General features: G+C 60.2%; 23 protein-coding genes. 9 read left to right on the forward strand and 14 right to left on the reverse strand.

Going from position 1 to position 26,330, the window contains the following annotated elements; all coding sequences use genetic code 11:
* Positions 1-852: 852 nt before the first annotated feature.
* Both kduI and ACP26L_RS29550 read right to left on the reverse strand, forming a co-directional pair.
* Positions 853-1,686: a 5-dehydro-4-deoxy-D-glucuronate isomerase gene (gene kduI / locus ACP26L_RS29545; RefSeq protein WP_426455144.1), complete on the reverse strand. Its 834-nt coding sequence runs from the start codon at positions 1,684-1,686 to the stop codon at positions 853-855.
* Positions 1,687-2,026: 340 nt separating this feature from the next.
* Complete coding sequence (locus tag ACP26L_RS29550; protein WP_426448873.1) at positions 2,027-2,782, reverse strand: DeoR/GlpR family DNA-binding transcription regulator; 756 nt, start codon at positions 2,780-2,782, stop codon at positions 2,027-2,029.
* 237 nt (positions 2,783-3,019) lie between these two features.
* Between ACP26L_RS29550 and ACP26L_RS29555 the strand changes: the two genes are divergently transcribed.
* Together ACP26L_RS29555 and ACP26L_RS29560 are read left to right on the forward strand one after the other, a co-directional pair.
* Positions 3,020-4,327: an aminotransferase class I/II-fold pyridoxal phosphate-dependent enzyme gene (locus ACP26L_RS29555; RefSeq protein ID WP_426455146.1), complete on the forward strand. Its 1,308-nt coding sequence runs from the start codon at positions 3,020-3,022 to the stop codon at positions 4,325-4,327.
* A gap of 302 nt (positions 4,328-4,629) precedes the next feature.
* Positions 4,630-5,004 carry a hypothetical protein gene (locus tag ACP26L_RS29560; protein WP_426448875.1) on the forward strand — a complete coding sequence of 125 codons (375 nt, stop codon included), beginning with the start codon at positions 4,630-4,632 and terminating at the stop codon, positions 5,002-5,004.
* A 511-nt stretch (positions 5,005-5,515) separates the two neighbouring features.
* On the opposite strand, the gene ACP26L_RS29565 is transcribed toward ACP26L_RS29560, so the two are convergent.
* Entirely contained in the window at positions 5,516-6,262 is a 747-nt protein-coding gene (locus ACP26L_RS29565) for an SDR family oxidoreductase (protein WP_426448877.1), read from the reverse strand.
* Between the two features lie 178 nt (positions 6,263-6,440).
* Here ACP26L_RS29565 and ACP26L_RS29570 point away from each other — a divergent pair, with 178 nt between their 5' ends.
* Positions 6,441-7,310: a helix-turn-helix transcriptional regulator gene (locus tag ACP26L_RS29570; protein ID WP_426448879.1), complete on the forward strand. Its 870-nt coding sequence runs from the start codon at positions 6,441-6,443 to the stop codon at positions 7,308-7,310.
* A gap of 112 nt (positions 7,311-7,422) precedes the next feature.
* Here ACP26L_RS29570 and ACP26L_RS29575 read toward each other — a convergent pair whose 3' ends face one another.
* The gene (locus tag ACP26L_RS29575) at positions 7,423-8,268 is read right to left on the reverse strand and encodes a hypothetical protein (RefSeq protein WP_426448881.1); all 846 of its coding nucleotides are present in this window, start codon (positions 8,266-8,268) and stop codon (positions 7,423-7,425) included.
* The gene (locus ACP26L_RS29580) at positions 8,243-8,809 is read right to left on the reverse strand and encodes an RNA polymerase sigma factor (RefSeq protein WP_426448883.1); all 567 of its coding nucleotides are present in this window, start codon (positions 8,807-8,809) and stop codon (positions 8,243-8,245) included. The genes ACP26L_RS29575 and ACP26L_RS29580 overlap by 26 nt, the downstream gene beginning before the upstream one ends.
* Positions 8,810-9,065: 256 nt before the next feature.
* On the opposite strand from ACP26L_RS29580, the gene ACP26L_RS29585 reads away from it, so the two are divergent.
* Entirely contained in the window at positions 9,066-10,310 is a 1,245-nt protein-coding gene (locus tag ACP26L_RS29585; protein ID WP_426448885.1) for a serine hydrolase domain-containing protein, read from the forward strand.
* Between the two features lies 1 nt (position 10,311).
* Here ACP26L_RS29585 and ACP26L_RS29590 read toward each other — a convergent pair whose 3' ends face one another.
* The 4 genes from ACP26L_RS29590 to ACP26L_RS29605 all read right to left on the reverse strand — a co-directional run bounded on the left by ACP26L_RS29590 (position 10,312) and on the right by ACP26L_RS29605 (position 14,013).
* Positions 10,312-11,022 (reverse strand): DUF4253 domain-containing protein, encoded by a 711-nt coding sequence (locus ACP26L_RS29590; RefSeq protein ID WP_426448887.1) that lies wholly within the window; start codon positions 11,020-11,022, stop codon positions 10,312-10,314.
* Between the two features lie 83 nt (positions 11,023-11,105).
* Positions 11,106-11,264: a hypothetical protein gene (locus tag ACP26L_RS29595; RefSeq protein WP_426448889.1), complete on the reverse strand. Its 159-nt coding sequence runs from the start codon at positions 11,262-11,264 to the stop codon at positions 11,106-11,108.
* A 36-nt stretch (positions 11,265-11,300) separates the two neighbouring features.
* Positions 11,301-12,566, reverse strand: coding sequence for a threonine ammonia-lyase IlvA (gene ilvA / locus ACP26L_RS29600; protein WP_426448890.1), 1,266 nt, complete (start codon positions 12,564-12,566; stop codon positions 11,301-11,303).
* A 229-nt stretch (positions 12,567-12,795) separates the two neighbouring features.
* Positions 12,796-14,013 carry an S-layer homology domain-containing protein gene (locus ACP26L_RS29605; RefSeq protein ID WP_426448892.1) on the reverse strand — a complete coding sequence of 406 codons (1,218 nt, stop codon included), beginning with the start codon at positions 14,011-14,013 and terminating at the stop codon, positions 12,796-12,798.
* A 223-nt stretch (positions 14,014-14,236) separates the two neighbouring features.
* On the opposite strand from ACP26L_RS29605, the gene ACP26L_RS29610 reads away from it, so the two are divergent.
* From ACP26L_RS29610 to ACP26L_RS29620, 3 genes are all read left to right on the forward strand, one after another.
* Positions 14,237-15,883, forward strand: a complete 1,647-nt coding sequence (locus tag ACP26L_RS29610) for an FAD-dependent oxidoreductase (RefSeq protein WP_426448894.1) — start codon at positions 14,237-14,239, stop codon at positions 15,881-15,883.
* A gap of 216 nt (positions 15,884-16,099) precedes the next feature.
* Positions 16,100-16,525 (forward strand): MarR family winged helix-turn-helix transcriptional regulator, encoded by a 426-nt coding sequence (locus tag ACP26L_RS29615; protein WP_426448896.1) that lies wholly within the window; start codon positions 16,100-16,102, stop codon positions 16,523-16,525.
* A 118-nt stretch (positions 16,526-16,643) separates the two neighbouring features.
* The gene (locus tag ACP26L_RS29620) at positions 16,644-18,140 is read left to right on the forward strand and encodes an MDR family MFS transporter (RefSeq protein ID WP_426448898.1); all 1,497 of its coding nucleotides are present in this window, start codon (positions 16,644-16,646) and stop codon (positions 18,138-18,140) included.
* Between the two features lie 1,345 nt (positions 18,141-19,485).
* Here ACP26L_RS29620 and ACP26L_RS29625 read toward each other — a convergent pair.
* A complete protein-coding gene (locus ACP26L_RS29625) occupies positions 19,486-20,025 on the reverse strand; it encodes a hypothetical protein (RefSeq protein WP_426448900.1) in 540 nt (179 codons plus the stop codon).
* Positions 20,026-20,041: 16 nt separating this feature from the next.
* Complete coding sequence (locus ACP26L_RS29630; RefSeq protein ID WP_426448902.1) at positions 20,042-21,574, reverse strand: DEAD/DEAH box helicase; 1,533 nt, start codon at positions 21,572-21,574, stop codon at positions 20,042-20,044.
* Between the two features lie 207 nt (positions 21,575-21,781).
* Between ACP26L_RS29630 and ACP26L_RS29635 the strand changes: the two genes are divergently transcribed.
* Positions 21,782-22,021: a thioredoxin family protein gene (locus ACP26L_RS29635; protein WP_426448904.1), complete on the forward strand. Its 240-nt coding sequence runs from the start codon at positions 21,782-21,784 to the stop codon at positions 22,019-22,021.
* Between the two features lie 496 nt (positions 22,022-22,517).
* Here the strand turns inward: ACP26L_RS29635 and ACP26L_RS29640 are convergent, their stop codons facing one another.
* The 3 genes from ACP26L_RS29640 to ACP26L_RS29650 form a co-directional block, all read right to left on the reverse strand.
* Entirely contained in the window at positions 22,518-22,850 is a 333-nt protein-coding gene (locus ACP26L_RS29640) for a 4Fe-4S binding protein (RefSeq protein ID WP_426448906.1), read from the reverse strand.
* Positions 22,847-24,463 (reverse strand): FAD-dependent oxidoreductase, encoded by a 1,617-nt coding sequence (locus ACP26L_RS29645; protein ID WP_426448908.1) that lies wholly within the window; start codon positions 24,461-24,463, stop codon positions 22,847-22,849. Before ACP26L_RS29645 ends, ACP26L_RS29640 begins: the two co-directional genes overlap by 4 nt.
* A 388-nt stretch (positions 24,464-24,851) precedes the next feature.
* Entirely contained in the window at positions 24,852-25,769 is a 918-nt protein-coding gene (locus tag ACP26L_RS29650) for a LysR family transcriptional regulator (protein WP_426448910.1), read from the reverse strand.
* Between the two features lie 227 nt (positions 25,770-25,996).
* Between ACP26L_RS29650 and ACP26L_RS29655 the strand changes: the two genes are divergently transcribed.
* A complete protein-coding gene (locus ACP26L_RS29655; protein WP_426448912.1) occupies positions 25,997-26,239 on the forward strand; it encodes a hypothetical protein in 243 nt (80 codons plus the stop codon).
* Positions 26,240-26,330: the final 91 nt, after the last annotated feature.

Here is a 26,330-nt window from a genome sequence, read left to right on the forward strand (position 1 = left end):
CGTTATTCCCCCTTTTCCTACGCTGTTTTTGAAAATAGCGGAACACAGATGCGTTATGGGGCCCTTTTTCGCGCCCACTCCTCCCATTTCGGCCAAATAGCGAACCTCAGTTCCTCTATTTCGTACTAGAGCCTCTAAATGGGGCTAATAAGGCATCTGAGTTCCTTTATTTTTGACGGGCCATTTGCTCCCTACCGCGAATTCCTATCGACCCGAGTCCCCTCTCTCCCCAGCTCCACTTCGCTCCACGTGACCCGCCCCCCACTCCTTCCCCTGCTCCACTTCGCCCCCACGTAACCCGTCGACCCTCCTCCCCCGGTTCCACTCCGCCCCATCGTAATCCGTCACCCCTGCTTCCTCAGTTCCACTTCGTCCCCACGTAACCCGTCGCCTGCTTCCTCCGTTCCGCTCCACCATCAAGTTTCGTCGCCTCTCCTCCCCCAGTTCCACTCGTCCCCACGTTACCCGTCGCTCTTGCTTCCCCGGTTCCGCTCCGCCATCAAATAACCCGTCACCTCGCTCACTCCTCCCCAGCTCTACTTCGCTCCGTGACCCGTCCCCTACTTCCCCTAATTTTTCCTTCTTGCCCTCCGTCTCGCCACCCCCAGCCCTCACCCTCTCCTCAGTCCCACTTCGCCCCCCGGTTCCACTTCGCCCCCACGCGACCTGTCGTACACTCCTTCCCTCAAGTTCGTTTTCGTTCGTCTCGTCCTCATCCCCCCTCGCTCTCACCCCCGCCCTCCCGCACGTCTCCTCAGCCCTCGCCCCCATCACGTCCCCCTTCTCCCCAACGCCAACGTCAAAAAACCGCCGGCCCCAAAAGGCCGACGGTTCTCCGTTCAAAACACTATGTTACTTCAGGTCCTGCATAGCTACGTGGTCCATGTCGGAGAACTCTTGGTTCTCGCCGGCCATAGCCCAGATGAAGGTGTAGTTGCTCGTGCCCACGCCGCTGTGGATCGACCAGCTTGGGGAGATGACCGCCTGCTCGTTGCGCAGAACCACGTGGCGGGTTTCAGTAGGCTCGCCCATCAGGTGGAAGACTACGCCGTCTTCCGGCATATCGAAGTACAGGTACACTTCAGAGCGGCGGTTGTGCGTATGGCAAGGCATCGTGTTCCACATGTTGCCCGGCTTCAGCAGCGTCATGCCCATCACGAGCTGACAGCTTTGTACGCCGTTCAGGTGGATGTATTTGTAGATCGTGCGCTCGTTGGAGTTCGTGATCGAACCGAGGTGAGCCGGCTCCGCTTCGGAGATGGCGACCTTCTGGGTCGGATAGTTCTTGTGGGCCGGCGTGGAGCTCAGGTAGAAGCGGGCAGGATTCGCCGCATCCGCGCTCTCGAAGAGCACTTCCTTGTTGCCGAGACCGACGTACAGGCAGTCCTTGCTCTCGAGCGTATACTCGGTGCCGTCTACCGTAACCTTACCCGGCGCGCCGATGTTGATGATCCCGATTTCGCGGCGCTCGAGGAAAAATTCTGCGCCCATGTCGTGCTTGTCGGCTTCGAGCTTGATCGGCTCTCTCGTCGGAATGACGCCGCCCGTGATGAAACGGTCCACGTGGCTGTATACCAGGTTGAGCTGGCCTTCCACGAACAGGCTCTCGATCACATATTCGCTGCGCAGACGTGCGGTATCGTACGTTTTGGCTTCAGTCGGATTCGTTGCATAACGGATTTCCATAGACATAAATGATTCCTCCCGGATATGTATTGCTTCACGAATTCATTATAATACGAATGTTCATTTAAGTTCAAATAAAATATATGTGAACCCATTTGAACTACAGAAAACATGACGAGGCTGCGGACACGTCTTCCTGCCGGCAAGACGGCAAGTGTCGTCACCTTCCCACCGGAATCCTTCTCCCGCGCAGGCATTCCTGCGGAATCCTCCGCCCTTTCGGATCGGCTCCCTCATTCTTTCGCTTTCGCGCAGGCCCGCCCGCTGGAAAAATCCCCCTACAGTTCGGGCCGGCATCCCCCATCTCCGTCCAAGCAGACGAGGCTGCGGACCAGCACCGTCACCCCCGCTGAATCCTCACACCGGCCGCCTCATACTTCGCCGCCGTCGCTTCCGGCAGGTCCGCGTCCGTGACGATCGTCCCAATCTCCCCGAGCTTCGCAAAGGTCATCAGTGCCGTCTTATCGAACTTGCTGTGGTCGGCGACGCAGAACGCCTCCTTCGCCGACTCGATCATCGCCCGCTTCTGTTCCACATGCGAATGGGTAAATACAGTGAAGCCGTACTCCGTATGGATCCCGGTCGCCGACAGGAACGCCTTCTGCACGTTGAGGCGGCGCAGGAACGATCCCGCCTCCTCGCTGACGAGCATGTTCCGGCTGCGGAAGCCGCCGGGGACGACCAGGCGGATCTGGTCCTTTTTGATCAGCTCCGCAATGATGTAGAGATCGTTCGTGATGACCGTCAGCGGCGTATTCTCGAGCAGCCGGGCCATCTCGAGGGTTGTGCTCCCGCTGTCGAGGGCAATAATATCATGACGCTCGACGAACCGCAGCGCAGCCAGAGCCGCCCCATGCTTCTCGTCCGGATGCCGTCCCGTCAGGGGCTGGCTGCCGAGCAGGCCGGAATAGCTCTCATTGGCAAGCACGGCACCTCCGTGGGTGCGGTGCAGGAGGCCTTTCTCCTCCAGCTTCTCGAGATCCTGCCGGATCGTCTTGCCGGTAACCTCAAGACGCGCAGCCAGATCGGCCACGGACACTTCGCCGTGCGCCATGAGCAGCTCCATGATTTTTTCGTAACGTCTGATGGCTGTCACTACTCCAGCGCACTCCTCTCCGTTGTGGGCCAAGCTGATTCGCCAGGGGCCAAACGAACCCAAACGAACCATACTGCACCCCAGTGCCTACTATGGTAACACAGCTCCCGGCTCAAATCCACGAAAAGTGCCAAACGGACCGTGACGCTACTACACTAAAGTGCTATAATATGGGCTAGTTAAAATCCAGAGCAGTTCCAGTACAAATCCAGTAGACCCATGGAAGGATGGACCGTCATGAACCCTCTTGCCCACAAGCTGAATGAGACGATTTCCAAGGAGGCTCCGCATGTGTACGACATGCTCTCCGATCTCGGGAAGCAGATTTATTTTCCAAAGGAGGGCATCCTGAGCCAATCCGCCGAAGCCAAGGCAAAGGCCAAAAAATTCAACGCAACGATCGGTACGGCACTCGAAAATGGCAAACCGATGCACCTGAAGGTTATCCAGGATACACTGTCCGCGTACAACCCGAAGGACATTTATGAATATGCCCCGCCGGCAGGCAAGCCGGAGCTCCGCACCGCATGGCGCGCGAAGATGATCGAAGAGAACCCGTCGCTGAAGGGCAAAAGCCTCGGGAATCCCATCGCCACCAACGCGCTGACCCATGGCCTGAGCATTGTGGCCGACCTGTTCACAGGTCCCGGCGACGCTGTCGTGATCCCCGACAAAAACTGGGAAAACTACGAGCTGACCTTCGGCATCCGCCGCGGCGCCGAGATCGTGAATTATCCGCTCTATAACAGCGAGCGCCGCTTCAACGCCGAAGGGCTGAAGGAAGCGCTCCTCGCGCAGAAGTCCAAAGGCAAAGCGGTCGTTGTCCTGAACTTCCCGAACAACCCGACAGGCTACACGCCGGATGCCGAAGAAGGACGCTCAATCGTGGCGGCCATCAAGGAAGCGGCGGAAGCCGGCATCAACGTGGTAGCCGTGACGGACGACGCGTACTTCGGCCTGTTCTTCGAGAACTCCCTCCAGGAGTCCCTCGCCGGCTCCCTCGCGGGCCTGCATGAGCGCGTGCTGTCGATCAAGGTGGACGGCGCAACGAAGGAAGAATACGTATGGGGCTTCCGTGTGGGCTTCATCACGTATGTCGGCCAGCCGGAAGCGACGCTTGCCGCGCTGGAGCAGAAGACGATGGGCATCATCCGCGCCACGATCTCGAGCGGCCCGCACCCTTCGCAGACGTTCGTGCTGCACGCCCTGCAGTCCCCTGACTTCCCTAAGCAGAAGCAGGAGAAATTCGACATCATGAAGGGCCGCGCGAACAAGGTCAAAGCCCTGCTCGACTCCGGCAAGTATGACGGCGTATGGGAATACTATCCGTTCAACTCCGGCTACTTCATGTGCCTGCAGCTTAAGACCGTCGATGCCGAGACGCTCCGCGTCCACCTTCTCGACAAGTACGGCATCGGCACGATCGCTCTCGGCGAGACCGACCTGCGCGTCGCCTTCTCGTGCATCGAAGAAGAGAACCTCGAAGAGCTCTTCGAGACGATCTACCAGGGCGTACAGGATCTCGGCAAGGTATCGGTGAAGTAACAAGCTGAATCACCAATAAGATATAAGGGCAGCATTCCTTAGATCACGGACCTCAGGTCCGTGATTTTTTTAAAACTGGAATTTATATCTCGCCAGGGCTCAATTCCTTCATCTATATTTCTTATAAACGCGCATCATTCTGACAGGATGGCGAAGCCGTTCATCCTGTCCCCGTGCGGCTCGGTCCCCCATGATACGGCAGGGGAAATCCAAAAACAAACTTTTAACCCGTGGGATTTGTCTTATACCCTTCTTTCATATTGATCATAAGCTATATCATTCTTTGAAAAGGAGTGATATAGATGGCAAACCGCGATGTACGTCTTGCTCTTTGGTCCGGTAACAATTTTACGTTTCGCCGAATCCTCTTCAGACGTGGAGGAGTTGCTGTTCGTGATCTTGGAGCGTTTCGGTTTAATAACGTTCTCTCGAGCTTCCGGCTCAGAAACGTTGCGCAGAGCTCTCAAGTAACACTTGTTCTGTTCTCGCAAGTTAATTTTCAGGGAGCGTTTCGAGTGTTCCGGGGCAGCCAAAACGTAGCGAACCTCAGTAATTTTAACTTCAACAATGTCACATCTTCACTGATTTTGGTAGGCCGCAACCTGACAAACTCTGAAATTTCCCAAATCCAAAATACCGGTAGACCGCCTCAAGACCTCCTTATCATTAGACAGTAATCACGCATAAAGGGCTCGGGCATGCTTTTTATTAACGCAGGTGAAGTAAACAGGGAGCAGATTGCCTCGGCGACTGCTTCCTGTTTCGTTTCGGCCGCGGCAAGCTTCCAGTCACTATGCCATGAACCTAGTAAAGCCTGCCGGCAATGATGGCTGCAACCGAACGCACGCCTGTCATTTTTGTCCATGGGTTAAGCGGCTCAGACAGCAGTTTCATTTATATAAGGCATACTTGAAATCGCAGGGATGGACCGACAATGCACTGTATGCTTTTGATCTTCCTAGTAAACAAGTGAACCAGCTATTGAATTCAGCAGCCATTGAGAGCTTCATTGATCAAGTTCTGAGTCAGACGGGTCAAACCAAAGAGGAGTAAGGGACGCAGGTTCCCTTACTCCTCTTTGCGCATGGATACTGAAGGTACGAGCATCTATTGAGACCAAGAGTCGCAGTATCCGATGAATGAGCTTGCCTTCATCGGCGTTCAACCTCATCGCACCCTGCCGATCGCTTATGCCGGGCTGGCCGTTGGCCGCACGATGATCTCGCTTACGGTGACATCGTCCGGCTGCCCGACGGCGTGCAGGATCGAGCGGGCCACCGCCGAAGCGGGGATGACAATGCGGCGGTACTCCTTCATCGTCTGCCGCGCTTCGTCATCCGAGATGCTGTCGGCCAGCTCACTCTCCGTCACGCCCGGCGAGATCAGCGTAACCCGGAGCCCGGAGCCGCCCATCTCCTGACGCAGGCCCTCCGAGATCGCCCGGACAGCGAACTTCGTCGCGCAGTAGACGGCTGCCGTAGGCGATACCGTATGCGCCCCGATGGAGGCGATGTTCACGAACTGGCCTCCGCCCTGCTCCTGCATGAGAGGAAGTCCCGCGGCAATGCCGTGGAGCACGCCGCGGATGTTCACATCGACCATGCGGTCCCACTCCTCCACCTTCAAGGAGGCCAGCGGCGACAGCGGCATGACGCCGGCATTATTGACGACGACATCGACGCGCCCGAAGGTGTCTTTGGCGAAGCCCAGGAAGCTTTCCATATGCTCACGCTTCGTAACATCCAGTTCCCGGTACACGGCGGTGCCTCCTTCGAAACGGATCTCCGATGCCAAAGCCTCCAGCCGATCCGTACGTCTCGCCCCCAGCACGACCTTCGCTCCATGCCCGGCCAGCAGCCGTGCCGCCGCCTCTCCGATCCCGCTGCTTGCTCCCGTAATAACAACCACTTTTCCTTCAACCGCATAGTTCGACATATCTTCTCAAGCTCCTTACCTATGGTTTGGATGGGGCGCTGTCCCCGCTCTCTCCAGGAGCTGCATCGGGAACGCCGTCGCCCTTGACATCCTTAGTGTATAATGGAACCTATAAGGCAAGGAGTTGTCCGTTTATCCTGGAAGCAGCGCTTCCCCCTAAGGAATGGAGGCGAATCCTGTGAACCGTTTGGAACAAAAAAAGTTTGACCGGCGTACCGAGCTCGCCGACTTTCTGCGCAGCCGGCGGGAGCGGCTGTCCCCCGAACAGGCCGGTCTGCCGCCAGGCGGCAGAAGGCGGACGCCCGGACTGAGGCGGACCGAGGTTGCCCTGCTCGCCGGCGTCAGCGTCGAGTGGTATACCTGGCTAGAGCAAGGACGGGAGATCAGCGTGTCCGCTGCCCTGCTCGAGAGCTTAAGCCGGGTACTTCAGCTGGATGCCGCCGAACGGAGGCATTTGTTCCTGCTCGCGCACCGGCAGCCCCCACCGGCCGATCCCCCTGCCCGCAGGATCATCTCTCCTGCCCTGCGGCATTTTCTGGACGGACTCGGCACCACACCCGGCTGCGTGCTCGATGCCCGGATGACCGTCGTGGCTTGGAACGAGACGTTCTGCACCGTGTTCGGTGACTACAGCACATGGGATGAGCAGGAGCGCAATCTCGTCTGGATGACGTTCACCTCCCCCTATTTCCGGCAGCTCAAAGGAGAGGAATGGGAAGCCCAGGCCCTTCGCCTGCTGGCCCAGTTTCGTGCAGGCTACGGGCGGTTCGTCGAGGACCCCTGGTGGGCGGAGATGCTGCAGGAGCTCAGCCGGTTCTCCCCCGAGTTCCGCGAGATGTGGTCGCGGCACGAGGTTGTCGAGACGCCTGAAGGCCGCAAGCACATCCGCCATCCGGCCGCCGGCCTGCTCATCTTCGAGCCTCTGGCGCTGCAGGTGGCCGATCCGCCCGACCTTCAGCTGCTGGTCAATACGCCGGTTCCCGGCAGCGGAACGGCGGAGAAGATCGAACGGCTGCTGGCCGATTCGCAGGCAGCGATCGTGGAATAAGAGGCCTCCGCCAAAGCGTACAGAATACAGCAAGCCCGGGATGCTTATTCAACCCTTCGTGGAACCATGAGCATCCCGGGCTTGCCTATCTTCAATAAGGGCTGCCTTGCGGTCAGGGAGCCGCCTGCATCCCTGCCTCGATATAGCTCCGAGCCAGCCGCAGCAGTTCTTCCCTGCCGGTACTGCCGGTCAGCTCCAGCCGGATAACCTGGTTATCATGGGCTTTATAGGACACCACAAGCAGCTTCTCCTCCGAGGCCTCCTCCTGCCGGAACACACCGAATGCTTCATCCGTCTCCATCGCCTTTTCCCATCCGCCCGCGTAATTCTCGCTCAGCGTAACTGTCCCCTCCAAGGCCTGTGTCATCGGCTTGTCCGGCAGCTGCCGGACGATGATCCATGCTCCACCGCTGTATTCGTATAGATCGTATACTCCTCCGAGCCAAGGCCCGTCGGTCTGCCGCGGGCTTCCTGCCGCTTCCTCCGCCCGAGGGATAACACCGAACGTTCTTGCCGGCTGCTCTCCTGCCGCAGAAGCGATGAGATAGCCGACGCCCAACTGCCTCCCAGCCTCCTCCGCCGTTACACCCTTCCATTCGGCCGACCTGTTCTCCAGAACCCCCGCGATGATCTCCCGAAAAGAAGGCCTCACCAACGACTGCGGTTCCGCCTCACCCATTCCCTCGACCGTCACCCCGATACCGTTCCACTGCGTATGATAGACGGCAGCCGCACCGACCGACACGGCCGCGAGCAGCAAGAATACGGCCGTCAGCAGACCGGCCCGATGCATGGTTCCCCTTTGGCGAAGAACCCCGTTTCGCTTCAAATCACTTCCTCCTGACCTCGCCTCCCACGCATGAATCCGGCTCATGACCTTCTCCGTGACATCGATTCCCGGGGACTCCGGCTCCCGCAGTCCCCGGATTATTTTATTGAAATTCAAATCGCCGTTCATGCACTGTTTCCTCCTTCAGTCCCCACTGTTCCTTCAGCTTGTTTCTAAGCCGTTCGAATCTCTTGCGCGCGGCCGCCGGACGCAGCCCGAGGATGCTTCCGATCTCCTCGAAGGACCGGTCCTCGAACACCCGCAGGATCAGGACTTCCTTCTCCTTGGCCGACAACCCCTGGAGCAGTTCCAGCTGGCTTTCTTCGCTGCTTTCATAGACAGCCTCCGCACTCTTCTCCTCAGATCGGCTGCCGAGCAGGGGCATAAGCAGACGCCATCGCTGCCTTCGGCGGAGCAGACTTCGGCAGTGATTCGAAGCGATCGCGTACAGCCACGCGGTAAATGAATGATCATGCCGGTAGGTGTGAAGATTACGATAGGCTTTGAACAAAATCTCCTGAAGGGCATCCTCCGCCTCAAACCTGTCTCCCAACATCCAATAGCAGTAGGCATGGATTTTTTGCTGGTACCTTCTTATCACGGCTGCATACGCATCCGTCTCTCCTCCCTGCACTCTCCTCAGCAGCCCGTCCACGCTCTCCTCTTCCATCCTTTCCAGTCTCCCTTCCCTTCTTGAACAAGCTTCCACTTATATAACTGCCGTCGTGCTTCGAATGTGACATCGTACATCAAAAAAGTAAATCAAAAAACCAAATCGGACGTTTCAGTCAGTTTGGTCTGTTGGTTTTTTCATGTCCGGCACTCCGATGAGCTCCGCCTAAGGTCCAGTTCCTCGTTGGACCTAGGGACGTTTTGTGCAGCTTTTACACCCTGCATAATGAGAAAGTAGCTTTAGAACAAAGGAGATGAGCATAGTGAGAACAATTATCGTATCTTCCCTGCTTTGCGCCATGGTGTCCGTAAGCGTCTTCGGTGCAGCCGTGCCTGCTGCTTCCGCCGCCGTTTCTGGGGTACCCACAGCCATCGCGGACCCCGCCGGCACTCCCGCCTCCAAGGAATCCGGCAGGACGGTACTTCCCCCACTGAACCTGCCGTCGGTGAGCAAAGCCATGGCCGGACTCCCGAATAAGGAGGCCACGGCAGCACTGGTCTTCGTGGGCACCCCCACACAGAGCTGGATGGGCGCCACCGGCGTATCGGATATCAGGACGGGCGCGCCGGCCCGGGCCGACGGGCGGTTTCGCATCGGCAGCATCACCAAGATATTCACCGCCGCCGTCGTTCTCCAGCTCGCTGCCGAAGGCAAGGTCGACCTCGACAAGCCGATCCAGAGCTATCTGCCCGGGCTGCTGCCCGAATCGTACCCGTCCATTCAGGTAGGCCAGCTGCTCAATTATACGAGCGGACTTCCCAGCCCCAAGCTCCCGGACGGTGTGGAGGAGGCAGATCTGCCGGGAATCCAATGGACTCCCGAGGAGGTTGTCCGGCTGGCCGCAACCCAGCCCATGGAATTCGAGCCGGGTACCCGCCAGCATTATGCCAATATCAATTACTTCCTGGCAGGGCTGCTCATTGAAGCAGTGACGGGCAATACCTACGAGACGGAAGTGGAGTCCCGCATCATTACACCTCTCCGCCTGTATGACACCTATCTGCCGGGAAGCGATGTCCGGATTCTCGGAACCCATGCCTTGGGATACCAGGCTGTAGAGCAAGATGGCAAGCCCCAGCTGGTGGATGTGACCGAAGGCAGCCAATCCTTCACCTGGGCCGCAGGCCAGATCATCTCCACCACCTCCGACCTTGATACCTTCATGACCTCGCTCTTCCGGGGCCAGCTGCTGCCTGAAGACCAGCTCCAGCATATGTTTACCGTACCGAACGTGACTGCCTGGAGTGCAGACGGTAAAGACGCGGGGCCGGCGACCATGAGCATGGGCATGTCCCGTGCCGTCATCAATGGGATCACCTTCTGGGGGAAAACGGGAGCGAGACCCGGTTATGCGAACGGCATGTTCGCTACGCGTGACCTCGAGCGGCGTGTCGTCTATTCGGTGAATTCCACGGATGCCAAGGGAGCCGGCGAGAATAAGCTCGGGATGCGGATCGCCATGTCCGCCTTCGGAGTCCTGCCCCAATCATCTCCATGAGTTAATCCCACCACAATACAATATAACCGTCTTCTCTAACCAGCTCCTCCAGCGCTTCCATGCTGCCCACAGCCTCATCCACCACATCGGGGCAAAATTCGTACAGCTCCGCACAGAAGGCCGGAATATCATCGGGCCGGCGCACGAGGTCAAAACCTACGGAGTCCCATGAAGCTTCCCGTATGCGGATGCCGTACCGTTCGTCAAAGGACTTCAGCTTCGCCAGGATGTCTTCGTTCGTCAGATCGTAATTACCTGCAAATGTACCTTCATACTCTACAATCGCATACTGATTCCTGCCGGAACCAACAATGACGTCTCTCTTTGGCGGTTCCTCCGAATAGTTGTCCGCTCCCGCATAGGCAACGAGCCCCGGTCCCAGGCACTCCTGCAGCCCGTACACCCAGCTGCGGGCCGCAGCACTCGCTGTCCTGACGGAGAGGCAGGCTTCATCACGGCTGCGCCCGAGCTCAATAGAGGCATACGGCTTCGGCTCTTGTCCGCTCAGCTCCTTCAGCACGCGGCCTGCTTCTTCCAGCGTCCGAATTTCTCCGCGTCCGGCCCAAAATTCCGGCGTCCCCCGGTGAGGCACAGGTCTGCCACCGGCAGATTCCCCTTCCAGGGGGTCCGTCCCGCTCCACCCATGGTTGTCCTTTAGATATGAAAGCAGCCACGCGCCAACCGCTAAGGCTAGGAATACAACCCACAGCATCATTCTCTGCTCCTCTCTACCCATTACGAATAAAAAACACAAAAGCCCCCTCCGGCCTATCACCGGAGAGGGCTCCAACCTGCCTACATCAGCCGCGGACGCCGGCGCAGCGCCGCATTGCGGTCGCGGCAGCTGCCGCGCAGGCCGCCCGGACGCCAGCGGTCATCGTCGTCCTCGGCGAACTCCTCGTAATCCTCCAGGAACGTATCGGTCACCGGTTCCTGTTTCTCGTCGATCGGCATGCCTTCCTCATTCCCCCCTGCAGGCTCTACGCCCGGTCAGATCAACAGATTGAACAGGTTCGGGTCCTTGTTGATTTCGCTGAACTGCAGGCCGCGCTGAATCATCCGCTCGGTCAGCGGGCCGTAGTCTTCCTTATGCTTGAGCTCGATGCCCACCAGGGCAGGCCCGTTCTCCTTGCTCGTCTTCTTCGTATACTCGAAGCGGGTAATATCGTCGTTCGGACCCAGCACGTACTCGAGGAACTCGCGCAGGGCGCCGGCGCGCTGCGGGAAGTTCACGATGAAGTAGTGTTTCAGGCCTTCGTAGATCAGCGAGCGCTCCTTGATCTCCTGCATCCGGTCGATATCGTTATTGCCGCCGGAGATGATGCACACCACGGTCTTCCCCTTGATCTGTTCGCGGTAGAACTCGAGCGCCGCCACAGTAAGCGCTCCAGCCGGCTCCGCCACGATGGCATTCTCATTGTAGAGCTCGAGGATCGTTGTGCAGACCTTGCCTTCGGGCACGACGATGATGTCGTCGACGACGCTGCGCGTGATATCGTAGGTCAGCTCGCCGACACGCTTCACCGCCGTGCCGTCGACGAACTTGTCGATCTCGGCGAGCGTGACGACTTCGCCCGCCTCCAGCGACTGCTGCATCGATGGGGCGCCCGTCGTTTCGACGCCGATCACCCGGGTCTGCGGCGAGATGCTTTTGATATAGCTGCCGACGCCCGAGATCAGGCCGCCGCCGCCGATGCCGGCGAAGACGAAGTCCACCTGCTCCCGCAGGTCGTTCATGAGCTCGAGGCCCACGGTCCCCTGCCCGGCGACCACCTTAGGGTCGTCGAACGGGTGGATGAAGGCCATGCCTTCCCGCTGGCCGTAGGCCACCGCTTCCCGCAGGGCGTCGTCGAACGTATCGCCCGTCAGCACCACTTCAACGAAAGCGCCGCCGAACAGCTTGACCTGGGAGATCTTCTGACGCGGCGTTGTCGCCGGCATGAAGATGCGCCCCGGAATGCCCAGTGCCTTGCAGGAATAAGCCACGCCCTGCGCATGGTTGCCGGCACTCGCGCAGACGACCCCCTTCTCCAGCTGCTCCTGGGGCAGGGAGCGGATCATATTATAGGCGCCGCGGATTTTGAACGAGCGGACGACCTGCAGGTCCTCCCGTTTCAGATAGACATTGCAGCCGTAGCGTTCGGAGAGGATGAAATTTTTTTGCAGCGGTGTATGCTGGATGACATCCTTCAGCACATGGCTGGCCACGAGGATATCTTCAAGTTTGATGGGATTCGTATTAGATGCTTCTGTCATGACGGGGTTCCTCCAGCCGCTTTCGGATTTCCATTCATTCTAATTTCTATTCATTATACACCGAACCTTACGGGTGTCCACCCTTTCCGCCCGCGTGCTCCCGCCCAATTCCCGCCAAATGCGAAACAGCCCTCCCCCCGGCGCACCCAAGGCACCGGAGGAAGGGCTGCTTCCAGCCGTTCTAACCCTTTTTAATAGGAGAAACCCTGACTCTCTCTATCTCAGTGAATTAGCGGATGATGAGTGTCGTCACAAGGGAATTCTTGCCCTTCAGCTCGATGGAGCGGCCGGCGGTCAGCAGGCTCAGGTCTCCGGAGATGTAGAGGTTCGAAGACGCGTTGTACACGGCCGTCTGCGTACCCCCGTTCACGGGCTGGTTGATCGTAATCGTAGCGATCTCGCCCTGATTGTTCAGCGTATAGCTGTTCAGGGTACCCGAGACGCTGAAGTCCGTGGAAGGCGTCGTCGTGCTGTTCGCCAGCTTCGTGACCTCGACATAGATCGCCTTGGAGTTGTACGTGCGAACGAGCAGCTCGTCACCCGCGCGCAGCTCCGACGAGGCTACACGGGAGCCATTGCGGAAAATAAACGCGTTCGAATCGAGCTCAACGTTCACCGTCGTGTTGTTCGACAGCTTCACATTGAGGAGGTTATTGCTTACACCGGCCGTAAGCGTTCCTTTGACGGAAGCCTGGTCAGGCAGCTGGGTGCCCGTACGGTCGAGCAGCGCAGCCAGCTCGGCGCGGGTCACCGGCTTATTCGGACGGAAGGTGTTGTCCTCGTAGCCGTCGATGAGGTTCTTCTCGATCGCCACCGCGACATAGCCCACCGAACCGGCCGGAATCTGCGACGCATCCTTGTACGGCAGCTTTGCGTTCATTTTCGCCTTCGCTTCGTTCTGCAGCTTCAGCGCCTTGACGAGCAGGGTCGTCGCCCACAGGCGGTCCGCTTCCTTCTCCGGCTGAACCATCGTGTCGGTTTCAGTGAACAGGTCGTTCTGCAGCGCTACCGATACATAGCCTACCGCCCAAGGATATTTCTCTTCAAGCTTGTCACTGTCTTTGAAATTGAGATCAGCCGACTTCGCCGCATCAGACTCCGCTTGGTCGCGCAGGCCCATCAAACGCACCGCCGCCGTGATGGCCTCGATCCGCGTGATCGTTTTGCGCGGCTGGAACGTGCCGTCCTCGTAGCCCTCGAATACCTGCTTCGAGGCCAGGGAGGCGATATAGCGCTGTGCCCACTCGACATCCGCACCCTGCAGATCGTCGAAGCTCAGCTTAATGTTCACATTCACATTCTTGGAAGCCTTTACATTCGCAGACTTGCCTTTATTCTTATCATTGCCTTTGCCGTTACCGTTGTCCGCGAACGCCGCCGTGGCGCCGCCGAGCATCATGGCCAGGGTCAAACCGGAAATTACGGACTTCTTGAACGTCTTGTTCATCGTCATTCTCCTCTGATTATGAAGTTGGTTGTGATGCAGAATGGGAATATCAGAACAACCTTCGCGAAGTGTTCCGTGCTAATACTAAGGATTTCGCCGAAGTGAAAACCTTTGGGGGGGTGCTTTGATCGTTCTGTATAAAAATGTTAGACTGGTCTTCAGTAACGCAGGCCCTCCGCTATGGGAGCGGTTTGGAGAGAATGAGGAGCGTGTATCGGCACCCATGAAGAAGAACGGAAAAAGGCTGTCGGTCGGACTTCTCGTCCTGGCTCTGGTCGCGGTCGCCGCAGTGGCCGCGCTGATGTCCGGCCAGTTCGGGGGAAGCCGCCCGCAGACGGCGTCGCAACCGTCAGCCAAGCAGGAGACCTCCGGCAGTGATGCCGCAGGAACCCCATCCGCCGGACAGGCGGATGCCGGAGCGGTGAAGCAGGCCAGTGTAGAGGAAGAAAAGGTTGATATCGCCCTCATCGGCAGCGAGCTCGAAGGGCTGTATCTCGCCCGGGCCGCAGCGGACGAAGGGCTGAAGGTGAAGGTGATCGATCCGAGGCCGGCCTTCGGCGGGCAGGTGCTGCAGGGCGAGATGCTGTTCCTCGATGAGACGCGGGACGAGCAGCACCGCCTGCTCGTGCAGGGACGCGCGAAGGAGCTCTTCGACGGATTCCGTGCCGGGAAGATCCGCAAGCTGTCCGAGTTTGAGCAGTATTTCGGCAAGCTGAGCAAAGATATCCCGGTGGAGCAAGGGGTGAAGATCGACGGCGTGCAGCTCGCCGCAGGTGCTTTTGGCAGCGAGAGCAAGGTGGCCGGCATCGATTACACGACCAAGGACGGGGTTAAGAAGCGCTTGGCGGCCAATTACGTGGTCGAGAACACCGACTACGCGGCGGTGGTATCCCGGCTCAAAGGGGCTGTGCGGATGCCGGGTCTCGAAGCATTCTACGGCCAGAAGGACATCGAGTACATGAGCGCCGGCTTCATGATGAAATTCAAGAACGTCGACTGGGCGAAGTTCCAGAGCAGCTTCGAAGCCATGACATCCAAAGAACGCAGCGCCAAGTACGGGTACGGCTCGGTTGACCGCAGCTATGCGATCGGATTGTCGGGCATGACGTCGAAGTACAAGCCGTCGAACGACAGAGTGTTCCTCCGCGGCTTCAATGCCGTCCATCAGCGGGACGGCGAAGTGCTCATCAACGCCTTCCTGATCTACACCGTCAACCCTGCGGACGACAAGTCCGTGGCGGAGGCGATGGAGCTCGGGAAGAAGGAAATGCCGCTGCTCCTCGAGCACTTCCGGAAGAACATCACCGGGTGGGAGAAGGCCGAGCTGAACGGCTTTCCGAGCTATCCGTATATCCGCGAATACAATCACTATGAAACGGATTACGTCATGAAAGTATCCGACATGCTCGGGGCCAGGATGTTCTGGGACAACGTCTCCATCGGCGGGTATCCGCTGGATCTGCAGGGCACCTCCGCGAACAAGTGGGGCATCGAGATGGGCCGTCCCGACAAGTACGGGATGCCGCTGCGCAGCTTCCTGCTCAAGAATTACGACAATGTCATTCTGGCAGGCAAGAACGTCGGATCCTCGGCCATCGCTTACGGCAGCGCACGCATTCAGCCGAATACGAGCCTGGCGGCGGAATCGATCGGTGTGATCCTGGGGCAGATCCAGGGCAAGAAGACGCTCCGCGAGCTGAAGGAAGCGGACATGCCTGCCCTGCACAATTATCTGGAGAGCAAGTATGCGATCAAGGTCACCGGCGTGACCGGACGCAGCAAGATCGAGGGCTGGAGTGCGGAAGAGATCGCGAAGCTCGACAGTGGGGAGATTGTTTATCCTTCCTATATTCAGAAGAGGAAGAAATAGGAAGCATAAAGAACCACGAGTCTGAATACCGGGGGTTCTGCGCCGCTCATACTGTATAGAGCGGCTGCAGGACCCTTTTGTTTTTTGACAGGGTGCCCTTACGGGAGTAAAATCATTTTGTTCAACGATTAAAGTATTCAATCAATAAACTATTGAATGGTTAATACATAAAGGAAGGCTGTCCTATCCTGTCCTTGCTCCGGAGGTACTTCACTCATGCATGAACCCACCGCTAGAACCGAAACTGAAAAATGGACCCGGCTCACCATGCGCCGCTGGGTCGCGGAGATCAGCAGCATGCTGCGCAGTAATCTTTCGAGCCAACAGTATTATGTGCTGGAGGTGCTGAGGGCCGAAGGGGTCCGGCGTTCTTCCGAGATCGCCGAAGCGCTGCAGATTACGCTGCCGGCCGTCACGAACCTGGCTAACAAGCTCGTGGCCGGCGGCTTCGCCGAACGCGTCCCGCTGCCGGCGGACCGCCGGGTCGTCCAGCTCCGCATCACGGACCCGGGCCTCGAGGCGCTTCGAGAGCTTGATGAGAAGGCTTCGCTTCTTGTCGAACGTTTCTGGCGGGGCCTCGACGACCGGGAGACGGCCGAATTAACGCGGCTGCTCCGCAAGGCTATGGAGAAAAAGGAATAACCGTGCGGGAACCTGACGTAGCGGGCGCAATCCCGGACAGGTTCTCCAAACGGATCTATAGATAGAGATACCCACCATACTGCAAGCTTGCCCAGCAAGGAGAGGAGAGAAAACACGTATGTCCACCCCGCTTCCGCCGGTAGAGGACCGGAACCAGCCGGTGGCCTTCTGGCCGCTGCTCATCGGTATTTTCTTCGGGTCGTTCCTGGCCATCCTGGGCGTCTCCACCATCAACGTGGCGATTCCCATACTTATGGAGGACTTCGGGACCGGCCTCGATATGGTCCAGTGGACCTTGACGGGCTTCATGCTCGCTACCGGAATCATCGCCCCCATCACCGGGTATCTTGGAGACCGCTTCAGCACCAAGTACCTGTATGTCGTCGCCTTGATAGGCTTCACGCTGATGTCAGGGCTCTGTGCCGCCGCCTGGAATATCGAATCGCTGATCGCTTTCCGTATTCTGCAGGGCGTCTTCAGCGGCATGGTTATGCCTACCACGATGACGATCATCTATCAGGTCATTCCAAGGGACCGCCAGCCGTTCGCCATCTCCATGTGGAGCTTGTCCGCCATGCTGGCCCCGGCGCTCGGACCGACGATTGCCGGCTGGCTGATCCAGCATTTTGACTGGCATTCGCTGTTTCTAATGAACCTGCCGTTCGGCATCGTCGCGATCTATGTCGCGATGCGCAACATTCCGTACTACCGGATCGCGGCGCCGAAGAGCTTCGACCTGCCGGGCTTCATTACGGTCGTCCTCAGCAGCGCCTCCCTGCTTGTAGCTTTCAGCAACGCTCATGCTTGGGGTTGGAAGTCCTGGCAGACGCTCTCGCTTCTCGCCATCGGCCTGATCTCGCTGGCCGTGTTCGTCCGGCGGGAGAACCGGGTGGCGGAGCCGCTGCTGAATCTGGGGGTGCTGAAATACCCGAGATATACGTACACCCTGATCCTCAGCTGTATTATCACGGTAAGCTTGTACTCCGGCACGTATTTGACGCCCGTGTTCCTGCAGAACATCCAGCATGTCAGCGCTCTGGATACGGGACTCATCCTGCTTCCGGCCTCACTGGCCATGGCGATCTTCATGCCGATCACTGGCAAGCTGTACAGCAAGATCGGACCTATGCCGCTGGTCATCACGGGCATTCTGCTCATTGCCGTAGGGACTTTGGCCATGGCGCATCTGTCCGTCGGCGTGTCCCATACGTACATTATTCTCTGGATGACGGTGCGCAACGTCGGTATCGCCCTGTCGACCATGCCGGCCTCGAATGCGGGCATGGAAGTCATCCCGCGCGAGCTGTCGGGACATGCATCCTCCGTCAACAACTGGATCCGGCAGGGCCTCGGCTCGTTCTCCATCGGCCTGTTTACCTCGATGCTGGCCTCCCGGGTCAGCGTCCACTCGGCCGATCTGGCCCAGAACGGGGGCGCTGCAGGCCAGGCCGCTATCGGCGCGCAGGCCTTCACGATGAGCGTCAACGACGTATACTGGGTGGCCACCATCGTCGTGCTGATCGGCCTGCCCTTCGCCCTCATCCTGCGGCGTAAGGGCAGCCAAGGCAGCGGAGGCAAAAAGATCCCCGACCGCGGCGGGCTGCAGAAGGCTTAGCGCTGTTCGCTCGCCGACGGGTGGCAGGCGGCCGGGGGCTCGGCGCGGGCCGGAGGTCCGGCGGTGGCCCGTGGCTCGGCGCGGGCCGGAGGGCCGGCGGTGGCCCGTGGCTCGGCGCGGGCCGGAGGTCCGGCGGTGGCCCGTGGCTCGGCGCGGGCCGGAGGTCCGGCGGTGGCCCGTGGCTCGGCGCGGGCCGGAGGTCCGGCGGTGGCCCGTGGCTCGGCGCGGGCCGGAGGGCCGGCGGTGGCCCGTGGCTCGGCGAGGGCAAGAGGCAAGGCTAAGGCCGGAGGACCGGCGGGATGCCGGAGGACCGGCGGGAGGGCCGGCGTTTGGCCGGAGGCGCGGCGGGAGGACCGGCGTGTGGCCAGAGGTCCGGCAAAGGCCGGTGGCCGGAGGCTTTTGGACGGTCAAATATCAACCCGATTGGCGGATATGTCCAATTGAGCTTATCCGGCCTGCTCCAACCACTGCTGCCGTAGTTTGACCGCGTCCAGCTGCCACGACAGGCAGCAGCTTGCAAGCGAGGACTGCATCCCGTTTTGGGATGCCGACTTCCCCAGCGGCCCAGGTCCCTACAGCTTTATAATGCAAATAAGCTTTCTCCCAACGGAGAAGGCTTATTTGCTGTACCGGTCCCTGTGACGCCGGTGCGGGCTGTGAATGAGATAGCGGAAGTACGATGCGTTATTTGCCCCAAAGCCGGGGCACTCTTCAAAATAGAGGAACTCCAATGCGCTATTTGACGGATTAGACGTGCTTTGGAGGCTTCAAGGCCGACATAAAGCATCTGAGTTCCGCTATTCCGTGGGAAATGCCGGGAAATTGTCCAATAAGATACCTGAGTTCCGTTATCCTCACGGACGACCTTTGCCCAGCCCCCGACAACACCTGCTCCACACACTTGATCTGAGTTCCCCCATCCCAGACGCGAATACCGGGGTATCGTGCGTGTGCCGATGAAGCCGAAAAACAAACCGTCCGGCAGCGCAGCCGTCACCCCATCACCGCCCCAGTATGATCATGGTCAAGGAAGGCGCCTATACAAGACGAACCGTCTGCGCAGCCTCACCTCATCACAGTACTAGTATGACCGTGGTCGAGGAAGGCGCCTGCACGAGTCGAACCGTCTGTGAAGCAGTCACCCCATCACCGCCCCAGTATGACCATGGTCAAGGAAGGCGCCTGCACGAGTCGAACCGTCTGCGCAGCCTCACCTCATCACAGTACCAGTATGACCGGGGTCAAGGAAGGCGCCTGCACGAGTCGACCTGGTCAGCGCAGCCTCACCTCATCACAGTACTAGTATGACCGCGGTCAAGGAAGGCGCCTGCACGAGTCGACCTGGTCAGCGCAGCCGAAAGCTCAACCGTACGCCGTCCGGCTCGAAGTGCAGATCGCGGATCGCGGCCGCCTGCGGCAGGTAGCTGTTGAGATCCGTCTGCAGCGGCTGGAGCCGAAACCAAGCGTCCGGCAGGTGGAGCCCCCGGATCGCGGACCCCGTATGGACTGCGGTCAGGTAAGGGTCCTGCCACGCCAGATCGAAGAACAGCCGGCCCCCGGCTTCCCAGCGGTTCCGGTAGAGCAGCTGCACATCGGCGGACAAGGCCTCCCCTTCCAGGTAAAACCTCGCCCCGGTGATCCGGACGTTCGCAGATACCTGGGGGGACGCGGCCAGCGCCTTCTTCAGCAGCTCGTTCACTTCCGCTTCCGTCAGCGTCACCTCGAGCTTCCGGCTGCGGAGCATGTCGAGCGCCTTCTCCCTGAGTGGGAGCTCCTTGTAGGTAAGATCCAGCGGCTGCGGCGGCCGGACAAACCAGAGGAGCAGCGCCGCGGCAATGACCAGCACGGCTCCCGTCAGGAAGATCGTCTTCATCAGCACTCGCATGGCGCGCCCCCGCCTCCTAGCCCTTCGGCTTTTCCTGTTTCTCCTTCAGCCAGCGCGGCGCTCCCTTATTCTTGCGGTCGCGCTCCCGCTCCGCCTTGCGCTTGTCCGGCGCGGGCTGAGGCGTACGCGGTGCGCGGGCTCCCGGCACAGGCGCGCCTGCGGTCCGCGCCACTGGCCGCCCGGCAGCCGCTCCCGGCTGCGCCGCTGCACCGCGCTCCGGCGTCCTGCCCTCGCGCGGCGCCCCTGCCGGTGCATCGCCGCGCTCAGACATCCGCGCTGGCCGCGGTGCCCCGGCCTCAGACGCCCGGCGCTCAGCCCCCCGCGGTTGCTGCGGCGCTTCGCGTCCGTCTTGGCCGCCGGGCACACGCCGCTCCACGAGTTTGCGCTTACTCTCCTGGCGGATCGCACGCTCCTGCTCCGGATCGATCAGGCGGCCGTGCGACATCACGCGGCGTTCGATCTTGATGCCGAGCGCCTTCTCGAATTTCTCAAGGATGAACTGCTGGCGCGGCGTCACGATCGACACGGCCATGCCTTTGCGGCCCATCCGGCCGGTCCGCCCTACGCGGTGAACATAATGATCCGCATCCAGTGCCGGATCCAGGTTGATGACGTGCGTCACCTGCGGCAGGTCCAGACCCCGTGCAGCCACATCCGTCGCCAGCAGCAGCTGGAATCGGCCGGCACGGAAGCCCTGCATCGTCTTGGCCCGCTCCTGCTTGAACGAGTCGCCGTACAAGCCTTCGACCGACAGACCGGCATACTGCAGCTTCGCCACCGCCTCGCCGATATTGTCCGTCTCGTTGATGAACACGATCGCCGCCCTTGGATTGTAGAGGCGGACCAGCTTGCGGAGCGTATCGATTTTCTCCCGCTCCTCGCTGACGAAGTACACATGCTCCAGCGTCTCCGAGGTACGCTGGGTCGGGTTGACCCGCACGTATTCCGGCTCGTTCATCCAGCGGTCGATGACCGCCTGGATCGGCGGCGGGAAGGTTGCGGAGAAGAACAGCAGCTGACGGTCGCGCAGCATGCCTTTGAACAGCGCCTCCACGTCCTGCATGGAGCCCAGCTCGAACACCTGATCGACCTCGTCCACGACGACGGTCTTGATACCGTGAAGCTTCAGCTTGCGCAGTTTCACAAGCTCCTGCACCCGGCCGGGCGTACCCACCACGATCTGCGGCTTCGTCCGCAGCTTGTCGATCTGCCGGTCGATGGAAGCCCCGCCAATGAGCTGCTGGACGCGCAGGCCCGTGCCCTGCGTCAGCTCCTCCACCGTCTGCACAATCTGCATGCCGAGCTCGCGGGTCGGCACCAGCACCATAGCCTGTACCTCCCGCAGGTTCTCATCGAGCTTCTGCAGCACCGGCAGCACGTAAGCGAGCGTTTTGCCCGTGCCCGTCTGCGACTGGGCCACCACGTCCCGGCCCGACAGCGCCACCGGAATGGCGTCCGCCTGAATCGGGGAAGGCTCGGTGATCTCAAGCTCCTCCAGCCGTTTTACGAAATGGGGATTAATATGTAAAGATGCGAATCCCGTAGTCATGCCATCATCCCTTCTCTTTCCTTGCGTGTTCCTAGTATACCAAAATCGGGAAGGTTTTTCTCGCCGCCCCCAAAATCGCCTCCACCCTCGCTCATTCATAGGGTAAACCTATCGTAACCAGTTGAAATTAGAAATAGATGGAAAGGGCCGTTCCTTCTATACTCAGGTTGCAGCACAAATCCTAACTTAACGAAGGAGCGATGAAAGATGGCAAAAGCGGTGTTCTATCATGCGGGGTGCCCGGTATGCGTAAGTGCGGAGCGGATGGTGGTCGAGTATCTCGATCCGGCGCAGGTGACGACGGAGATCGTCCATCTCGGTGAGCAGCAGGTCAGGATCGGTGAAGCCGAAGCCTCCGGCGTCGTGTCGGTGCCGGCCCTGGTGCTGGACGGCCAGGTATATCACATCAACTACGGGGCGAGCCTGGAGGATGTCAAAAAGGGATAGTCCTGACAACCTCGCCTCAAGTGTCCCGTTCCCCGAGAACTTGTGCTCCCGGGCTTGGCCCCACCCGGCATGGCTGCGCGAGCCTTCATGCCGGACTTGGGTCTCGCCAGGGCAAGCCTGTGCGAGCCGGGTATCCTGCGCTAGGCCTAATACACGTCATGGCAGCCGGAGCCGACTCCCCCACGCCGGGGCCCTCAACGTCCCACGGAAGCCCGAGCCGGCATTTTTCCGCTCCCGGTATCTCGCCCCGGCACCGCAGCGCAAGCCGGGTTCCCGCTCCAGGCCCCTCCCCTCGGCTTGGCAGCCGGAGCCCGGCTTGCCCGCTCCCTGGCGCTTGAACCCTCGCGCCCCATCGCTTGCTGCGTCTCCCCTACGCCCCTCCCAGTGCCCATCAGGCATAGGCAAGGAGCGCTTTAGGATGAGGGCCGGAAACAAAAACCAGGAGCAGTATGCCGTGAGGCCGCTGCTCCTGGTTCTGTATTCCAACAATGGGCTGCTAAGGGATCGACCTTGCAGCAAGCTGATACATATACTCGTGTGCGGAGACAGGCCTCCGGCCCGGCCCCCAGCCCACCTTCTCCCGGTAGCCGCCGAGCAGCCCCTGCGCCTCCAGGCTCTCCTCCGTGACCTCCGCCGCCGCTTCCGCATCGGGCGAGACATACATGGCGTCGGCCGGGCAGTACAGCTCGCACATGAAGCAGGTCTGGCAATCGCTCTGACGCGCGATGACGGGAAGGCCATCCTCCCCCTTGTCAAAGACGTTGGTCGGGCAGACGTCGACGCACCGGTTGCACTGCACGCAGCGCGATTCGCTGATGAGCTCGATCACTGGGCCGCCGCCTCCTTCCGAAGGGGCTCCGGCTGAACCCAGACCTCGTCGAGCCCGCCCGAACGGAGCCGGTAATGCTGCCCGCTGTCCTGGTCCGGGAAGTCCTCGCGTTTGTGCATGCCCCGCGTTTCGGTGCGGGCCAGGCCCGAGTGGTACATCCACCGGGCGGTAGCCGTCATGGCCGCCGCTTCACGCGCTTGCACGGCCTGCGCTCCAAGCGGCGAAGCCCCGCTGCGGATGACCCTCCAGATGCCGTCCAGCCGGCCGATCGACGCCTGCAACCCTGCTTCCGTGCGGAACAGATTGCGGTCATATGGCATGACCTCTTCCTGGACGGCGCGGATATGCTCCTTCGGGCGGTCCGCCCGGTCTCCCGCCGAAGCGGCCGTCACCGTGGTCGAAGACAGGCCCCTCAGCTCCCGCCGGCCGGCCAGGGGCCCGAGGCTGCGCGCGTAGGCGGCCGCCCCTTCACCGGCGAATGAGCCGGACGACATTGCCCAGGCCGCATTATGGCTGCCGCCTCCGGTGAAGCCGCCGCAGATCAGCTCGCGCGTGGCCGCATCCCCCGCCGCATAGAGCCCCGGCACCGCGGTCCCGCAGCTCTCGTCCGTGATCCGGATGCCGCCCGTCCCGCGCACGGTGCCTTCCAGCCGGAGCGTGACCGGGAAGAGATCCGTGAACGGATCGATGCCCGCCCGGTCGAACGGCAGGAAGAAGTTCGTCTGGCCTACGCGCAGCAGCGGCTTCACGTCTTCGGGCGCCTTATCCAGACGCGCATACACCTGCCGGCCGGCCAGCAGCTGCCGAGCGATGACCGAGCGGCCTTTGGCCGAACCCGCCCCCTCCACTTCCGTCCCGTCTTCATAATAAAAGGTCGCATACCGGTAATACGCCGTCTTGGTAACGGAAGAAAACGTCGGCGAGATGCCGTAGGCATTGGAGAACTCCATGCCCGACAAGTCCGCGCCCGCCTCCGCGGCCAGCAGGTACCCGTCGCCGGTCAGCACATTGGTGCCGAGCGCCTTGCTCAGGAAAGCGCAGCCACCCGTGGCAATAATGACCGCCCCAGCGTGGACCTCCCAGGCTTCCCCGGTCTGCGTCCGGACGCCCCGGGCACCACCCACGCCGTGAGCGTCCCCCAGCAGCTCCAGCGCCGGGCTGTGGTCGAGGAGGGTAACGCCGGCTTTTTGTACGAGCCTGCGCATCAGCCTCATGTATTCCGGCCCCTGCAGCCCCCGGCGGTAAGGCCTCCCTTCTTCATCCTTCGGGAACGGATAGCCGAAAGCGCTCAGCCGGTTCATGTTCTCATAAGTCCGGTCGAGCACGCGGTTCATCCAGTCTTCCTCCGCGAGCCGGCCTCCAAGCCCGTAGCGGCTTTGTTTGGCCTCCTCCCTGGCCCGGCGGTCCGGCTCTACGTACCACACGCCCGTCCCCGACGGGGCCGTAGCCCCGCTCGTTCCGCAGTAGCCTTTGTCCGCGAGCACGACGCGTGCCCCGTGCGAGGCGGCGGTCAACGCCGCCCAGGTTCCCGCCGGCCCTCCGCCGATCACCAGAACATCCCCTTCCAGCCTCAGCCCCCCGGCCCAGGTTTGCTGCTTTGCCTGTATCGTCATCCTCATTCATCCTCCTTGATGAAAACATATAAGAAAAGAGGCACCCCTCAGCTCCAAGGAGTGCCTCCATTCAAACGGTAGGCCTGCCATACGATTCATGATCCCCTCAAACCGGCCCTCATACTTCTTGAGCACGGTACCGTGACCCGCAAAACAAAAAAAAGGAGACATCCCGCCTTCCGGCAGCTGTCTCCAGGGTGTCTGGTAGATGGTTACGACATAATTCAAACTTATGTAATAGGAATAAAAGGATTTTATCATTCCATCCTTCTGCCTGTCAACCGTGTACGGGCACAAAGGAGAGTTGAGGGCGTGCCGATCCGCTGCGTGTTCTGCTGAGCTCGGCTGCAGGGCACAGTCCTGACGTATGCTCTCCATCCGGTTCCGCTTACTTGGCCGCACCGCCGGTCCGGGCTTGGAACTCTCCCTGCTGAGCCGCCTCGGTCAGCTTCCCGATGAAGGTGCGGCTCGCTGCGCAGAGGTGCTTATTGCGGCGGTAGGCGATGCCGATCCGCCGGGTCGGCCGCTCCCGGAAGGGCAGCACGCGGATGTTCGGATGGCCCGCACCCAGCAGATACGGCAGCGGGAGCACCGTAACGCCGATCCCCTGGCCGACCATATGCAGGAGAGACTCCAGGGTCGTCAGCTCCATGACCGGCTTCGGCCGGAAGCCGTGCTCCGCGCACTCCCCGTCGATCAGCTGGCGCAGCCGGTACGAGCCGGGCAGCAGCACGGACGGCGCCTCCTTCAGCATGCGCAGCTCCGCTGCTTCGCCCTCGGCCCATCTGCTGTCGGCCGGTACGGCCAGCACAAGCTCCTCCTCGCAGAGCAGCACGTTCTCGAGCTCCGGATGCTCCATCGGATAGAACACGATACCGAGATCCAGCTCGTTGCGGAGCAGCCCTTCATAAATATCGCCCGTCCGGAGACCGAGCACCGAGATCTCGATCTTAGGGTAATCCCGGTGGAACGGAATGACCGTCGGCGGCAGCAAATACTGGACGGACGTGAGCAAGGCGCCGATCGTCAAGCGTCCCCGCCCGAGCCCCTGCAGCTCGCCGATGGCGGCCCTCGCCTGCGCCAGCTCATGGAACACCCGGTAGCCATGCTCCCGCAGAATGCGGCCGGCCTCGGTCAGCACGATTTTCTTCCCCACCCGGTCGAACAGCAGCGTCCCCACCTCGTGCTCCAGCAGACCGATCTGCTGGCTCAGCGACGGCTGGGTAATGTTCAGCTTCTCCGCTGCTCTGGTAAAATGCAGCTCCTGGCACACCTTCATGAAATATTCGAGCTGTCTCAGCTCCATCCGCTCTCTTCCTCTCCCCGCCGGCATATCCTGTACCGCGGCCTCCGCCTTCCCGCATCCCGAAAGCATAGGAATTTCCTATGAGTATAGACATAATAAGGGAAATCTGCAATGATTCGAAAGACCTTGCCATTTGCTATAAACATTCCCGCCCATTTATCCGATAAAATTCCTAAAGAAACCAATTACCTTGACTAAACTAATATAGATGAAGGTGGGTTATTTTCATGAACCTCGAAAAAGCCGAATATATCCTTTCCGAAAACAACCGCCGCATTGACCAGCTCCTCACCACCTTCGGACTTCGGTTGTCGGACCCCCTCGTCGTCGAGCTGAGCCAGGAAATGGACGCGGCCGTCCTGTACCTGCAGAAGCTCGTCACCCCCTCCCGTCCGGGCAGGCAGTGCGGTTCCGTGCGTCCCGGATGCTGGCACTTCACCTCCACGCTTGAAACCGCGGAAGTGGGCTGAGCAAGGCGGACGATTCATCAGCGGCGGAACCTCTGGAAAGCGGTTGCAGGTCGGACGGGTGACCCGCAAACCGGGAAAGCCGGCAGACACT

The sequence above is a fragment of the Paenibacillus sp. S-38 genome, from assembly GCF_049942825.1.
Lineage (GTDB): Bacteria > Bacillota > Bacilli > Paenibacillales > NBRC-103111 > Paenibacillus_G.